The sequence below is a fragment of the Streptomyces sp. NPDC058650 genome, assembly GCF_042717315.1.
GTDB lineage: Bacteria > Actinomycetota > Actinomycetes > Streptomycetales > Streptomycetaceae > Streptomyces.
In genome coordinates, this window is sequence record NZ_JBHXRL010000002.1 from 400,914 (window position 1) to 414,689 (window position 13,776).

The 13,776-nt window shown below is 69.2% G+C and carries 13 protein-coding genes and 1 pseudogene; 11 read left to right on the forward strand and 3 right to left on the reverse strand.

The genetic code is table 11. The annotated features are described in order from the left end of the window. Nucleotides 1–495: 495 nt before the first annotated feature. Complete coding sequence (locus tag ACFWWU_RS05585) at nucleotides 496–1,329, reverse strand: recombinase family protein (RefSeq protein ID WP_384139310.1); 834 nt, start codon at nucleotides 1,327–1,329, stop codon at nucleotides 496–498. 616 nt (nucleotides 1,330–1,945) lie between these two features. Between ACFWWU_RS05585 and ACFWWU_RS05590 the strand changes: the two genes are divergently transcribed. Continuing rightward, nucleotides 1,946–2,563 carry a helix-turn-helix domain-containing protein gene (locus ACFWWU_RS05590; protein WP_384139313.1) on the forward strand — a complete coding sequence of 206 codons (618 nt, stop codon included), beginning with the start codon at nucleotides 1,946–1,948 and terminating at the stop codon, nucleotides 2,561–2,563. Between the two features lie 54 nt (nucleotides 2,564–2,617). Here the strand turns inward: ACFWWU_RS05590 and ACFWWU_RS05595 are convergent, their stop codons facing one another. Next, entirely contained in the window at nucleotides 2,618–4,258 is a 1,641-nt protein-coding gene (locus ACFWWU_RS05595; RefSeq protein ID WP_384139316.1) for a recombinase family protein, read from the reverse strand. A gap of 69 nt (nucleotides 4,259–4,327) precedes the next feature. Here ACFWWU_RS05595 and ACFWWU_RS05600 point away from each other — a divergent pair. The 5 genes and pseudogenes from ACFWWU_RS05600 to ACFWWU_RS05620 all read left to right on the forward strand — a co-directional run. Continuing rightward, a pseudogene (locus ACFWWU_RS05600) lies at nucleotides 4,328–4,972 on the forward strand (ATP-binding protein); the annotation flags it as partial. Further along, nucleotides 4,969–6,156, forward strand: coding sequence for a DNA-processing protein DprA (dprA, locus tag ACFWWU_RS05605; protein ID WP_384139319.1), 1,188 nt, complete (start codon nucleotides 4,969–4,971; stop codon nucleotides 6,154–6,156). The pseudogene ACFWWU_RS05600 and the gene dprA, both read left to right, overlap by 4 nt. A gap of 251 nt (nucleotides 6,157–6,407) precedes the next feature. Continuing rightward, complete coding sequence (gene whiG / locus ACFWWU_RS05610; protein WP_384139322.1) at nucleotides 6,408–7,244, forward strand: RNA polymerase sigma factor WhiG; 837 nt, start codon at nucleotides 6,408–6,410, stop codon at nucleotides 7,242–7,244. Nucleotides 7,245–7,298: 54 nt separating this feature from the next. Beyond that, nucleotides 7,299–7,865 (forward strand): TetR/AcrR family transcriptional regulator, encoded by a 567-nt coding sequence (locus ACFWWU_RS05615; RefSeq protein WP_384139589.1) that lies wholly within the window; start codon nucleotides 7,299–7,301, stop codon nucleotides 7,863–7,865. A gap of 52 nt (nucleotides 7,866–7,917) precedes the next feature. Next, nucleotides 7,918–8,529 (forward strand): hypothetical protein, encoded by a 612-nt coding sequence (locus ACFWWU_RS05620; RefSeq protein WP_384139325.1) that lies wholly within the window; start codon nucleotides 7,918–7,920, stop codon nucleotides 8,527–8,529. Here ACFWWU_RS05620 and ACFWWU_RS05625 read toward each other — a convergent pair. After that, the gene (locus tag ACFWWU_RS05625; RefSeq protein WP_384139327.1) at nucleotides 8,466–8,915 is read right to left on the reverse strand and encodes a murein hydrolase activator EnvC family protein; all 450 of its coding nucleotides are present in this window, start codon (nucleotides 8,913–8,915) and stop codon (nucleotides 8,466–8,468) included. The two genes, ACFWWU_RS05620 and ACFWWU_RS05625, sit on opposite strands and share 64 nt — an antisense overlap. 255 nt (nucleotides 8,916–9,170) lie before the next feature. On the opposite strand from ACFWWU_RS05625, the gene rpsB reads away from it, so the two are divergent. From rpsB to ACFWWU_RS05650, 5 genes are all read left to right on the forward strand, one after another. Then, nucleotides 9,171–10,115 carry a 30S ribosomal protein S2 gene (gene rpsB / locus ACFWWU_RS05630; protein WP_384139330.1) on the forward strand — a complete coding sequence of 315 codons (945 nt, stop codon included), beginning with the start codon at nucleotides 9,171–9,173 and terminating at the stop codon, nucleotides 10,113–10,115. Between the two features lie 102 nt (nucleotides 10,116–10,217). Then, nucleotides 10,218–11,054, forward strand: a complete 837-nt coding sequence (gene tsf / locus ACFWWU_RS05635; protein WP_384139333.1) for a translation elongation factor Ts — start codon at nucleotides 10,218–10,220, stop codon at nucleotides 11,052–11,054. Nucleotides 11,055–11,217: 163 nt separating this feature from the next. Beyond that, nucleotides 11,218–11,982 (forward strand): UMP kinase, encoded by a 765-nt coding sequence (pyrH, locus tag ACFWWU_RS05640; RefSeq protein ID WP_384139336.1) that lies wholly within the window; start codon nucleotides 11,218–11,220, stop codon nucleotides 11,980–11,982. Nucleotides 11,983–12,079: 97 nt separating this feature from the next. Beyond that, nucleotides 12,080–12,637: a ribosome recycling factor gene (gene frr, locus ACFWWU_RS05645; protein WP_384139339.1), complete on the forward strand. Its 558-nt coding sequence runs from the start codon at nucleotides 12,080–12,082 to the stop codon at nucleotides 12,635–12,637. Beyond that, nucleotides 12,637–13,740, forward strand: a complete 1,104-nt coding sequence (locus ACFWWU_RS05650; protein ID WP_384139342.1) for a phosphatidate cytidylyltransferase — start codon at nucleotides 12,637–12,639, stop codon at nucleotides 13,738–13,740. Before frr ends, ACFWWU_RS05650 begins: the two co-directional genes overlap by 1 nt. Nucleotides 13,741–13,776: the final 36 nt, after the last annotated feature.

A 13,776-nucleotide genomic window follows, 5' to 3' on the forward strand; every position in this document is an offset into this window, starting at 1 on the left:
CGTGACACATCGGATAACGCGGCATCCGGATACCGATGTGACGTTCGAAGCAGAGTGCCTGTCCTGCAAGTGGAAGGCGACGGCTTCGGCGGACGGCGCGGCTGTGGATGTGGAGTGCATGAGCCACACGGGGCTGAGCGGGCACAAGTCCTTCCGTCGACTGTGCACCTCGTTCGCGATCGTCGTGCGTGCCGATGACGAAAGCTCCCGTCCCTCCCGTAATCGCGGCGGTGCGACACGGTAGGGGCGGGCCTGAGGTTCCCCGATCGGGCAACGCCAGACAGCGGGAGACGTTCCCGCGCAGGAGCGGACGCGCTCCGAGTCACGACCCGGTCCGCCCTCGTACGCGGGGTGCCGTGCAACTGCCCGACGCACGGTGAGGAACACACGGCCCCTGTCAGCTGCCCCGTGGCTGGCAGGGGCTTCCTCACTGTCGGGCATGACAATGCCCCCGACGTGATGCCGGGGGCCTGTCTGTGTCCCTGTGCGCCTGCCTCAGGCGCTCTCTCCCAGGTGGCGGTACAACGTGGCACGGCCGATTCCCAGGGCCTTAGCGATGGACGTGACGCTGTCTCCCTTGGCGTGCCTGGCACGGGCTACGGCTAGCTTGTCGTCGTCTACGACGGACGGACGCCCACCGACGTTGCCCTTACGGGCCGCAGCGTCCAGCCCTTCCAACGTCTTCTCCCGGATGCCTTCCCGCTCAACCTCTGCACTCACGGCGAGGACGGCGAACACGATGGCACCTGCCCCGTTCGGGTCGTACACACCCTGAAGGGGACCGGACAGGAGTTCCAGTTGGATGCCGTCCGCCTGAAGGGTGGAAGACAGCGTCATCAGCTCGGACGCACTGCGGGCAAGACGCTTCATCTCGACCACGGTCAGGATGACCGGCTGATTCGGCGCGGCTGCCTTGATCTCCCGTGCCAGGGCGAGCGCCTTCTCAAGCTCCGGCCGTTCCTTCACACGGGTACTGATCTTCTCCGAGAACACGCGGGTGCAGTCGGCGCGGGCAAGCATGTCCAACTGGGACTGGAGTTCCTGCCCCACCGTGGAGCAACGGGCGTAGCCCAGTCGGATCGCTGCGCCCGGTATCGCGTCGGGTGCCTGCGGGACGGGCGTGCCTGCTGTCCATGCCTTGCCGGGGTTGCGGTCGGCCGGAGTCTTCACGGTCAGTTCCGCCTTGAGCGCGGGCACCAGGGCGAAGCGTCCCGTGTGGTAGTTCGCTGCCACCTTGCCCGTGGTCGTACGGCAGGGGCTACCGGCAGGGGCATCGCACTTCGGGCAGGCGTGGCGTTCGACCTGTACGGCCGGGGTGTTCGTGGTCATGAGCAGACAGTCCCATAAACGTGTCCCGAAAGCTAGCCCGAGGGGTGATCTTTCGGGACGGGTTGCGGGACTGTCGAGCGGGGGTGAATCGGACACGCCCCGAGCCTGCCTGGACCGTCCCGATAACGAAGGTTTACGGGACGCTCTGTCGCGGGGTAGTCGTGGCCCTGGGGCTCGCGCTCGATGGGGCGCTGATGCGCCCTCTCTCTGCGGCTTCCCGCTGCCCTGTCGAGCGGCTGTGCGCCTGCCTGTCAGCCTGCCGCTTCGCTCTCGTCCTTCGTGGCGCCTGCGCCCTGTCGGCCTCCCAGAGAGGCGCACAGCCGTTCGCCTGCTGTGTGGCACGGGCACGCCTGCCAACGGCGGAGGCAAGGGCGTGACCAGGGCGACGGCGAGGGGGTGGGGGTATGACCCCCGAAGGGGGCCCACGTCGACCGCCATGTCTTAGCAGCTCAGATTCCGCCACGGTTCTGGGGTCCGTTTGAGAGGCGCCTCACACGGGGTGACCTGCTTCTTTGTCACTGGAGAGCTGTAGTTTTTGGAGTCCGTATGAGTCTTCGGAGAAGGGAAGCCCGACATTCACGAGCACGTATGGCGTCGTGCGCTGGTGCGCTCGAACATGAAGCACGCAGAGAAGTTGGTCGGCGTCGCCATGGCGTTGTACGCGGACTACGAGACGGGCGAGAACGTCTGCCCGTCGAACGGGACGATCGCCAGGGAGCTCGGCTACGGCGGGAAGGCTCCAGAGCAGACGGTCAACAAGATCATCGCGAGGTTGCGCGAGGCCGGCTGGCTTGCGAGAACTGGCAAGGTTTCGGATGGTCCCGTGATCTACCGGCTCACCTTGCCGAAGCAGGGGGGTATGGCTCAGAAGCCATACAACCTACATACCTTTAAGAGCGACGGCGGAAAGACTGTAGAGCCAGCGGCGAAGAGCAAGCCGGGAAGCGAAGAGCGGCCCCCCGGAGGGGGCCGACAACGCGAAGACGAAGAGCGCAAGCAGTCTGCGAAGGTGAGCCGCGAAAGCGGCTCTCAGCAGGAAGACGAAAGCGCTGGCTCCCCTGAAGGGCCTTCGGCCCCCTCCTTGTCCTTCGTAGACCTGGACACGGTCAAGCAAGAGGAGCGCCGCCGGAAGTGGTTCGGAGACGCTTACGCAGCTCCCGTGCCGGTGGGCTTCGACTACGGCAGCTTGACCGACCGGATCGAAGAAGCAGGGCAAGAGCCGCCGCCTTTCTGATCGGGCATGACGAAGCCCCGCCCTCTGGTGAGAGCGGGGCCAGTCGAGCAAGCGCTACGCGACGTGCTCAGCGGCGAAGCCGCGCACTCGGTGGTAGAGATCCCTTGGGAGCAGGAGCTCAACCCTCCCAAGCGTGTGTCGCACCGTTCCTTCGGTCTCGCCGATCTCGGCCAAGGGAAGCGCGTACGGGAGTTTCTCCCCGTGGACGATCGCCTTCACGCCTGCCTCGCGGAGCTCTTTGTTCTTCTCCGCCGGAGACGTGAGCTCTGCCCACCTGTCCCTGTATGTCTGGCCGGTCGAAGTTTCCTCCCACTGGTCCGGCACTACAGGCATGGAGGCGAGTGCCTCCCGCTTCGCTTCGAGCCTGAGGTACTCCTCCCGGTACTCCTTCTTGCCGAGTTCCGAGGAGTAGAGCCCTGCCTCGCGGTCCTCGCGGAGTTCGGCCAGAGCGCGCGTCACCTCGGCCACGTGTTGTGTGTGGTCGACTCCGGGGCGGAAGGTCCGGCGGATGATCTGAGCGTGGCCGACAGCTCGGAGGAACGCCTCCTCGATGGCCTCCTCCAGGTGCTTGGCCCGGATGGCTTCGTTCTGCCCGCACTCGGCGCCCGAGATGTTCCGGGAGCTACACCGGTAGTACATCGCCGTTCTTCCGTTGTTCCGGTAGAGGGGGCGACCGCAGACACAGAACGCCACACGCAGGAGCGGGCTCCTGTCGTGACGGTGCCCGGCGTTCGGGCGAGCATTCTCCGTAAGCTTCGCTTGAAGCTGGTCCCACTCCGTCTTACTGAGGAGCGGCTCCGCCCGCTGGAGCGGGAGCCCCTCGGCGTCCCGTACGAGACGAGTCCTCTTCTCCTTCGTGCCATCCGGGAGGCTGATCTCCTCGGTCATCTCGACTCGACCCAGAAGCGTGTGAGAGCGGAGCATCTTGGTCAGGTTGCCGACGCGCCAGAGAGCGGCCTTCGGTTCCTTACCTGCCCGGATGCGCTGAGCATCCAGCGAACTCGGAACCTTCTCCTCGTTCAGCCAGCGGCACACGGCGTTGATGGCGTGCCCGTCCTCGACGATGCGGCGGACGATCTCCCGCACGACTCCGGCAGTAGCTGTGCCGTACTCGTCGGGTACCAGCTTCCAGCCATCGCCCTCGGCGTCCTTCTCCGCTCGGTACCCGTACGGCACGAAGCCGCCGCGCCACCGACCGGACTTCATCAGGTGCACGTACGAGGACTTGGCTCGGTACTTGATCGCTTCGAGCTCACCCTCAGCGAACGCTGCGATGAGCTGAAACAGAATCTTGCCCATCGGCGAGGAGAGGTCGAAGCCGTCCTCTGCTGCCGCGATCTCCTTGTCGTGCGCCTCGGCCCAGTCGACAAGCTGAGCGATGTGCAGGACTCGCCGAGAGATCCGGTCGAGCTTCATCCCGCACAAGATGTCCCACTCATCGACTCGTGCGAGCTCCCATGCGAGGCGCTGTTCTACCGCGCTCACTTCCTTGCCGATGGTCGACGGGAGCCACTGACCGAGACCCGGTCGCTCCCAGGGAGCGATGGCTCCGGAGACGTCTACGTCCTCGACCCATCCGGCGATCGTGTGCCCTCGACTGTCCGCCCATCGCTGGATGGCTACCTTCTGCCGAACGACTGAGGTCGACTCATCGGACGCTCTCGACAGGCGCAGCGCGCCCAGGACCCTTGCCATGTTCTGTGTTCCTCCTGCTCAGGCCAGCACCTTACGCGCTGGCACATCGGGCGGAGTAAGTCCCCCTCCTTGGATGAAGCCCCCGAGTTCTCCGGCAAGGTCCTCGACGCACTCCGCCAGCCCCTCGAATCCGGACACGTCGTCATCGCCCGCGCCGCGGGCGTCGTCCGCCTCCCCGCCCGCTTCCTCCTCGCCCTCGCCGCCAACCCCTGCCCCTGCGGGAGGCACACCCTCCTCGGCGCCGGCTGCGAATGCCCCGCCTCCCTCATCCGCCGCTACCAGGCACGCCTCTCCGGACCCCTCCTCGACCGCGTCGACCTGCGCGTCGAAGTCGAACCCGTCACCCGTTCCGACCTCCTCGGACACGGCGGGCGCGGCGAGACCACCGCCGTGGTCGCCGCCCGCGTCCACGAGGCCAGAGCCCGCGCCACCGCACGCCTGTCCGACACTCCCTGGAGCGTCAACAGCGAGATCCCCGGACACGAACTCCGTACGCGCTACCTCGCCGCACCCGGCGCCCTCGCCGCGGCCGAACGCGACATCGAGCGCGGACTCCTCACCGCCCGCGGTGTCGACCGCGTCCTCCGCGTCGCCTGGACCGTCGCCGACCTCGCCGGACACGACCGGCCCGACAGCGAGGACATCGCCCTCGCCCTCGAAATGCGCACCGGCATCGCCCGCGGCGTGCCCGTCGGAGCGGGGGAGCGCACATGACCGGCCCCCAGATCCCTGGCGCCACGGAGGCCACGGAGGCCACGGACGAGCGACTCGCCCGCGCCACCCTCACCCGGGCCGTCGAACCCGGCGACGAACACGCCGGCCGCTGGCTCCGCCACCACGGAGCCATCGGCTTTCTCGACCGACTCCTCCACCCCGGCGACGACCCCTTCCCCGGCACCGGAGCCAAACGCGTCGACAGCTGGCGACGACGCGCCACCGCCGCCGAACCCGCCCGCGACCTCGACACCGTGCACCGTCTCGGCGGACGCTTCCTCGTTCCCGGCGACACGGAATGGCCCCGTCAACTCGACGACCTCGGCCACGCCCGCCCGCTCGGCCTCTGGCTCCGCGGGCCCGCCGACCTGCGGACCTGGGCCCTGCGCTCCGTCGCCCTCGTCGGTGCCCGCGCCTGCACCCCGTACGGCGCCCACATCGCGGCCGACCTCGCCACCGGCCTCGCCCGACAGGGCTGGGTCGTCGTCTCCGGCGCCGCCTACGGCATCGACGGCGCGGCCCACCGCGGTGCCCTCGCCGCCGGCGGAGCCACCGTCGCCGTCCTCGCCTGTGGCGTCGACACCCCGTACCCCCGAGGCCACGGCGGGCTCATCGGCCGCATCGCCGAACAAGGACTCGTCGTCGGGGAACTGCCGCCCGACAGTCACCCCACACCCAGCCGCTTCATCCTCCGGAACCGCGTGATCGCCGCCCTCACCCGCGGCACCGTCGTCGTCGAGGCCCAGCACCGCAGCGGCTCCCTCGTCACCGCCCGTGCCGCCGCCCGTCTCGGGCGGCACACCATGGGCGTCCCCGGGCCCGTCACCAGCGCTCTCTCCGCCGGAGTCCACGAGCTCCTCCGGGGCGACGCCACCCTCGTCACCGACGCCCAGGAGATCGTCGAACTCGTCGGCGACATGGGCGAACTGGCCCCCGCCCGCCGCGGCCCCGTCCTGCCGCGCGACCTGCTCGCGCCCGCCACCGCGCACATCCTCGAAGCCGTCCCCGCCCGCGGCCCCACCCCGACGACCGTCATCGCCCGCCGTGCCGGAACCACCCCTGACGACACCCTCGCGAAGCTGTACGAACTGCACGCCCTCGGCTTCGTCGAACGGTACGGAGAGGGCTGGCAGTTGACGAACACGGTCACTCGCGAGTCGAACGCGCGGCGAGGCGGTACTTGACCTGGGGCATTCGGGTGACAGGGTGAAGCCGATGAGCAATCGAGTTCTCTCGGCCGGAACCGAGGGGTCGACACGCGCCACGGCCCGGGTTCGAAGATGTGGCCGACGGTGTCCACCCGGACCGGCGCGATCCGCCGATGTTCGCGCACCGCGACGGCGCACTCACGCTACGCTCACCAGGATTCCCCACAGGACACCCCTCAGGACACCCCCACCGACGTACCCGACAGCAGAACGGCTCAAGGCAACGCATGCCCCAGCACACCTCCGGGTCTGACCGCGCTGCGGTGCCCCCAGCAGCCCGGGGCGCCGTGCGACCACCCGCACCGACCTCGCTCGACGAGCTGTGGCGCTCGTACAAGGACTCGGGCGACGAGCGGCTGCGGGAGCAGCTGATCCTGCACTACTCGCCGCTCGTCAAGTACGTCGCCGGACGCGTCAGCGTGGGGCTGCCGTCCAACGTGGAACAGGCCGACTTCGTCTCCTCCGGGGTCTTCGGCCTCATCGACGCCATCGAGAAGTTCGACGTCGAGCGCGCCATCAAGTTCGAGACGTACGCGATCACCCGCATCCGCGGCGCCATGATCGACGAACTCCGCGCCCTGGACTGGATCCCCCGCTCCGTCCGCCAGAAGGCGCGCAACGTCGAGCGCGCCTACGCGACCCTCGAAGCACAGCTCAGGCGCACCCCCTCCGAGAGCGAGGTCGCCGCGGAGATGGGCGTCACGCTGGAGGAACTGCACTCGGTTTTCAGCCAGTTGTCCCTGGCGAACGTGGTCGCCCTGGAGGAGCTGCTGCACGTCGGCGGCGAGGGCGGCGACCGCCTCTCCCTGATGGACACGCTGGAGGACACCGCGGCGGACAACCCCGTCGCGGTCGCCGAGGACCGCGAGCTGCGCCGACTGCTCGCCCGGGCGATCAACACGCTCCCCGAGCGTGAGAAGACCGTCGTCACGCTGTACTACTACGAGGGCCTCACGCTGGCCGAGATCGGCCACGTCCTCGGTGTCACCGAGAGCCGCGTCAGCCAGATCCACACCAAGTCGGTCCTCCAGCTCCGCGCCAAACTGGCCGACGTCGGACGCTGAGCCACCCGGGGCCGGTCGTACAGTGGAGCCGTGCCCAGGATTCGAGCGGCCTCCGTGGCCGAGCACCGGACGATGCAGCGAGGCGCCCTGTTGGACGCCGCGCGTTCCCTGCTGTCCGAGGGCGGTACGGAGGCGTTGACCTTCCCCGCACTCGCCGAGCGCACGGGCCTGGCCCGGTCCTCGGTGTACGAGTACTTCCGCTCGCGCGCGGCCGTGGTCGAAGAGCTGTGCGCCGTCGACTTCCCGGTCTGGGCCGCCGAGGTCGAGACCGCCATGGCCGGCGCCGATACGCCCGAGGGCAAGGTCGAGGCGTACGTCCGCACGCAGCTGGCCCTGGTCGGGGACCGGCGCCACCGGGCGGTCGTCGCGATCTCGGCGAGCGAGCTGGACGACGGGGCCCGCGAGAAGATCCGCGCGGCCCACGGCGGCCTCGTCACCCTGATCGTCGAAGCCCTCGCCGCCCTGGGCCAGCCCGAGCCCCGCCTGGGCGCCATGCTCCTCCAGGGCGTCGTCGACGCGGCCGTCCGCCGCATCGAACTCGGCGCGGCCGAGGAACCCACGGCCATCGCGGAGGCTGCGGTCACGATGGCCCTCCACGGCGTCAACGGCTCCTCGGCCTGAACCTTCGCGGGCCGCGCCGCAGCGCTCTACAGTTCCCCGGGGGGTGGGGGACATGGAGTTCGGGGTGGAACTGCCGAGATACGGGCGACGGCCGGCGGTACGGCGCTTGCCGGCCCACCCGCGCCGGACGAGATGGCGCTCCCTGTGTTCCCTCTTCCTCTTCCGTTTTCTGTCCTCGCTGCCGGAGAACCCCTTCGAGGCGTTCGGCGCGCTGTTCGAGCCGGTGCGGAAGGCCTCCAGGCTCCTGACGCGGCTGTGGGCCGGGCCGGGCATGCGGGGCGGCTGGGACAGCGACGCGGGACGGCTCGTCCTCGCGGTCCACACGGCGTACTGGCTGAGGGACGCCAGGCGCGCCGAGGATGCCGACGGGCTGCTCGTCGTGGCGGACGAGAGGGTGTCTTTGCGGGCCTCCTGGCAGGAGCCGTCGGAGGCGGTGTCGTGCCCGCACGCGGGCGTGCGGGCCATCCCATGGCCGCGAAGGCTGCGGCGACGGGTGGACATCGTCTGCGCGGACGGCTCCTGGCTGACGGTGCGCGCATCCCAAGCGGGGTCCGCCGACCGGATCCGCGCACTCCTGTCGGCCCGCGCGTCCCTGCCCGATCAACCGCCCGTCGGCAACAGCCGTGAGGGGGCTCTCCCGATCAGCAGCAGCGGGTTCAGGTAGGTGTCGCCGCGGAGCAGGCCCCAGTGGAGGCAGGCTCGTGGGCAGTGGGTGCTCGGTGTGACGCGGGCGACGGGGGCGCCGGCGGTGACCCGGGTGCCCGCTTCCACCAGGGGGGTCACCGGGGAGAAGGTCGTGCGCAGTGGGGGAGTGCCCGTGCCCGGGAGGGTGAGGGTGATGACCCCGCGGCCCCCGACCGGCCCCGCGAAGGAGACCGTGCCCGCCGTCGGGGCGAGGACCGGGGTGCCGGACGGGGCCGCCAGGTCGACGCCCCGGTGGCCGGGGCCGTACGGGCCCGCCGGGGGCTGCCAGCCGCGGAGGATCTCGGGCGGGGGCGGGCCAACCGGCCACAGCAGGCCGAGGGCCAGGAGCAAGGTCATGAGACGCATGGGGGAAGGCTGCCCCGCCTGACCGGTTCACGGGGGTCCGGGACGGTTCCTGTGGACTACCTGCCGGTTGTGGACAGCTTCGTCACCCGCCGCTCCCGGGGTCCCGTACACTTCCTATGGCGACTCGGGTCACCGGGTCGACTTCGCACGCCCCGCCATAGCTCTCACCGGTCGTGGCAGCGCCTTTCGGTCCCTTGTGGGCATGGCGCGTCGGGGCGTCAGGAATACAACCGAGAAACCCAAGGAGATACGGCCATGGCCGTCGTCACGATGCGGGAGCTGCTGGAAAGCGGCGTCCACTTCGGTCACCAGACCCGTCGTTGGAACCCGAAGATGCGTCGCTTCATCTTCACGGAGCGCAACGGCATCTACATCATCGACCTGCTCCAGTCGCTGTCGTACATCGACCGCGCCTTCGAGTTCGTCAAGGAGACCGTCGCGCACGGCGGCTCCATCATGTTCGTCGGTACGAAGAAGCAGGCCCAGGAGGCCATCGCCGAGCAGGCGACGCGTGTCGGCATGCCGTACGTCAACCAGCGTTGGCTCGGTGGCATGCTCACCAACTTCTCCACCGTCTACAAGCGTCTGCAGCGCCTCAAGGAGCTTGAGCAGATCGACTTCGAGGACGTCGCGGCCTCGGGTCTCACCAAGAAGGAGCTCCTGGTCCTCTCGCGTGAGAAGACCAAGCTGGAGAAGACCCTCGGTGGTATCCGCGAGATGTCCAAGGTGCCCAGCGCCGTCTGGATCGTGGACACCAAGAAGGAGCACATCGCCGTCGGCGAGGCTCGCAAGCTCAAGATCCCGGTCGTCGCGATCCTCGACACCAACTGCGACCCCGACGAGGTCGACTACAAGATCCCGGGCAACGACGACGCGATCCGCTCCGTCACCCTGCTCACCCGCGTGATCGCCGACGCCGTCGCCGAGGGCCTCATCGCCCGCTCCGGCGCCGCGACCGGCGACTCGAAGCCGGGCGAGAAGGCCGCCGGCGAGCCCCTCGCCGAGTGGGAGCGCGACCTGCTCGAGGGTGAGAAGAAGGACGACGCCGAGGTCCAGACCTCCGCCGAGACCGAGAAGGTCGCCGACGCCGAGGCCGCCGACGCCCCGGCCGAGGCCGCCGAGGTCACCGCCGAGGCCGAGGCCGAGGTTGCCGCCGAGGTCGTCGCCGAGGCTCCGGCCGCGGACGCCGAGCAGGCCTGACCCTTCAGGACCTTCGGGTGATGACGGCGGGGGCTCACGAAGCCCCCGCCGTCCACCCATGGACCCGCCCGATCTTTCAGACTTCGAGAGAGAAACAGACTCATGGCGAACTACACCGCCGCTGACGTCAAGAAGCTCCGCGAGCTCACCGGCGCCGGCATGATGGACTGCAAGAAGGCCCTGGACGAGGCCGACGGCAACGTCGACAAGGCCGTCGAGGCCCTGCGCATCAAGGGCCAGAAGGGTGTCGCCAAGCGCGAGGGCCGCTCCGCCGAGAACGGCGCCGTGGTCTCCCTCATCGCCGACGACAACACCTCCGGTGTCCTCGTCGAGCTGAAGTGCGAGACGGACTTCGTCGCCAAGGGTGACAAGTTCCAGGCCGTCGCCGCCGAGCTCGCCGAGCACGTCGCGAAGACCGCCCCGGCCGACCTGGAGGCGCTGCTCGCCTCCGAGATCGAGGCCGGCAAGACCGTGCAGGCGTTCGTCGACGAGGCCAACGCCAACCTCGGCGAGAAGATCGTCCTGGACCGCTTCGCGCAGTACGCCGACGGCTTCGTCTTCGCGTACATGCACCGCACGATGCCGGACCTCCCGCCGCAGATCGGTGTCCTCGTCGAGTTCGACAAGGCCGACGCCGCCGTCGCCAAGGGCGTCGCCCAGCACATCGCCGCCTTCGCGCCGAAGTACCTCACCCGTGAGGACGTCCCGGCCGAGGTCGTCGAGACCGAGCGTCGAGTCGCCGAGGAGACCACCCGCGCCGAGGGCAAGCCCGAGGCCGCGCTCCCGAAGATCGTCGAGGGTCGCGTGAACGGCTTCTTCAAGGACGCGACGCTGCTCGGTCAGCCGTACGCCCTTGACAACAAGAAGTCCGTCCAGCAGGTCCTGGACGAGGCCGGTGTCACCCTGAAGCGCTTCACCCGCATCAAGGTCGGCATCTGAGTCCGTCCGCGAACGCGACGGACACCGGACCCCGGTAGGGTCTGAAGCAGTCGTCCGCCCCCGCGCAGGACGACCGCAGATCTGACGAGGAGGCCATTGCCGTACGGGATACCGCGAGGACCCAAGGCAATGGCCTCCTTCGTATGTGCACGAGGAGATCTCCATGAACCAGGGCGCCGTACAGGGCGACGACAACAACGGCAAAAAGGCCGGCCGCTACATGCTGAAGCTGTCCGGAGAAGCCTTCTCCGGCGGTACGGGCCTGGGCGTCGACCCCAATGTCGTGCACGCCATCGCGCGTGAGATCGCGGCGGTCGTACGCGACGGCGCGGAGATCGCGGTGGTGATCGGCGGCGGCAACTTCTTCCGCGGCGCCGAACTCCAGCAGCGCGGCATGGACCGGGCCCGCTCCGACTACATGGGCATGCTCGGCACCGTGATGAACTGCCTCGCCCTCCAGGACTTCCTGGAGAAGGAGGGCATCGACTCGCGCGTCCAGACCGCCATCACCATGGGCCAGGTCGCCGAGCCGTACATTCCGCTGCGCGCCGTGCGCCACCTGGAGAAGGGCCGCGTGGTCATCTTCGGCGCGGGCATGGGCATGCCGTACTTCTCCACCGACACCACCGCGGCCCAGCGTGCCCTGGAGATCGACGCCGAGGCCCTGCTCATGGGCAAGAACGGCGTGGACGGCGTCTACGACTCCGACCCCAAGGCCAACCCCGGCGCGGTCAGGTTCGACGCGCTGGAGTACGGCGAGGTGCTCTCCCGCGACCTCAAGGTCGCCGACGCCACCGCCATCACCCTGTGCCGGGACAACAAGCTCCCGATCCTCGTCTTCGAACTGCTCACCGAGGGCAATATCGCTCGCGCGGTGAAGGGTGAGAAGATCGGCACGCTCGTGAGCGACCAGGGCACCCGGGCCTGACACCCGAACCGGGAACCGCCCCGCAAGGGGATGGACAGAGCCCTGCCGGTCGTACCCACCGTGCAGGACACAACGCGACGACACGCAGGAGCATGTGGTGATCGAAGAGACCCTCCTCGAGGCCGAGGAGAAGATGGAGAAGGCCGTCGTGGTCGCCAAGGAGGACTTCGCCGCGATTCGCACCGGCCGTGCGCACCCGGCGATGTTCAACAAGATCGTGGCGGACTACTACGGTGCCATCACCCCCATCAACCAGCTTGCGTCGTTCTCCGTTCCGGAGCCGCGCATGGCCGTGGTGACCCCGTTCGACAAGAGCGCGCTGCGCAACATCGAGCAGGCGATCCGTGACTCGGACCTCGGTGTCAACCCGAGCAACGACGGCAACATCATCCGGGTGGTGTTCCCCGAGCTGACCGAGGAGCGCCGCCGGGAGTACATCAAGGTGGCCAAGAGCAAGGCCGAGGACTCGAAGATCTCGATCCGCGCCGTGCGCCGCAAGGCCAAGGAGTCCATCGACAAGCTCGTCAAGGACGGCGAGGTCGGCGAGGACGACGGCCGTCGCGCGGAGAAGGAGCTCGACGACACCACCGCGAAGTACGTCACGCAGGTGGACGAGCTGCTCAAGCACAAGGAAGCCGAGCTGCTCGAGGTCTGATGAACGACTCTTCCTGGGGGGCCCCGGGCGGCACCGGCCGCCGGGGACCCGACCAGGGGCCTGCCCCGGCGGGTCCCGCATACGATCGGCATCAGGCGGCGCAGACTCGGCCCATGCCCATCGTGCCCGACGTTCCCGCCGGCGGATTCCAGGACGGTCACGGCCGGGGGGCCGCTCACCAGAGCGGTCCCCTGTTCCGTGACGAGACGCCGCACGAGCACCCGCAGGAGCCCATGTCCAGCCCCACCCCGCCTCCGCCGCCCGCGCCGACGGCGCCCCGGCAGAAGAAGAGCGCGGGGCGCGACCTGGGCGCGGCCATAGGGGTCGGGGTCGGTCTCGGCGCGGTCATCGTCGCGTCGCTGTTCATCTGGAAGCCGGCGTTCGTCGGGGTGATCGCGGTCGCCGTGGTCGTCGGGCTGTGGGAGCTCACGTCCCGCCTCCAGGAGCGCAAGGCCATCAAGGCTCCGCTGGTGCCGCTCGCGGTCGGCGGTGCGGCGATGGTCGTCGCCGGCTACGTCCGGGGCCCCGAGGGCGCCTGGGTGGCGATGGCGCTGACGGCGCTCGCGGTACTCGTCTGGCGGATGACGGAGCCCCCCGAGGGCTACCTGAAGGACGTCACGGCGGGTGTCTTCGCCGCGTTCTACGTGCCGTTCCTGGCGACGTTCGTGGCGATGCTGCTCACCGCGGACGACGGTCCGCAGCGCGTGCTGACCTTCCTGATCCTGACGGTGGTCAGCGACACCGGGGCGTACGCGGTCGGCTGGCGCTTCGGCAAGCACAAGCTGGCTCCGAGAATCAGCCCCGGCAAGACCCGCGAGGGTCTCGTCGGCGCGGTGGCCTTCGCGATGGCGGCGGGCGCGCTGTGCATGGAGTTCATGATCGACGACGGGGCCTGGTGGCAGGGCCTGATCATCGGTCTGGCGGTGGCGGCGAGCGCGACGCTCGGTGACCTCGGCGAGTCGATGATCAAGCGCGATCTCGGCATCAAGGACATGGGCACGCTGCTCCCGGGCCACGGGGGCATCATGGACCGGCTGGACTCGTTGCTGCCGACGGCGCCGGTGGTGTGGTTGCTGCTCGCGCTGTTCGTGGGGACGGGCTGAGCGGCCGGTCGATTTCCGTCCGTCGGAGATGGTTGA

Coding starts and splice junctions, on each gene's coding strand:
- ACFWWU_RS05620 (WP_384139325.1), top strand. CDS start 7,918: ATGGAGTTCGGGGTGGAACTGCCGAGATACGGGCGACGGCCGGCGGTA.
- ACFWWU_RS05585 (WP_384139310.1), bottom strand. CDS start 1,329: ATGACCACGAACACCCCGGCCGTACAGGTCGAACGCCACGCCTGCCCG.
- rpsB (WP_384139330.1), top strand. CDS start 9,171: ATGGCCGTCGTCACGATGCGGGAGCTGCTGGAAAGCGGCGTCCACTTC.
- ACFWWU_RS05650 (WP_384139342.1), top strand. CDS start 12,637: ATGAACGACTCTTCCTGGGGGGCCCCGGGCGGCACCGGCCGCCGGGGA.
- ACFWWU_RS05625 (WP_384139327.1), bottom strand. CDS start 8,915: ATGCGTCTCATGACCTTGCTCCTGGCCCTCGGCCTGCTGTGGCCGGTT.
- ACFWWU_RS05590 (WP_384139313.1), top strand. CDS start 1,946: ATGAAGCACGCAGAGAAGTTGGTCGGCGTCGCCATGGCGTTGTACGCG.
- pyrH (WP_384139336.1), top strand. CDS start 11,218: ATGAACCAGGGCGCCGTACAGGGCGACGACAACAACGGCAAAAAGGCC.
- dprA (WP_384139319.1), top strand. CDS start 4,969: ATGACCGGCCCCCAGATCCCTGGCGCCACGGAGGCCACGGAGGCCACG.
- whiG (WP_384139322.1), top strand. CDS start 6,408: ATGCCCCAGCACACCTCCGGGTCTGACCGCGCTGCGGTGCCCCCAGCA.
- ACFWWU_RS05595 (WP_384139316.1), bottom strand. CDS start 4,258: ATGGCAAGGGTCCTGGGCGCGCTGCGCCTGTCGAGAGCGTCCGATGAG.
- tsf (WP_384139333.1), top strand. CDS start 10,218: ATGGCGAACTACACCGCCGCTGACGTCAAGAAGCTCCGCGAGCTCACC.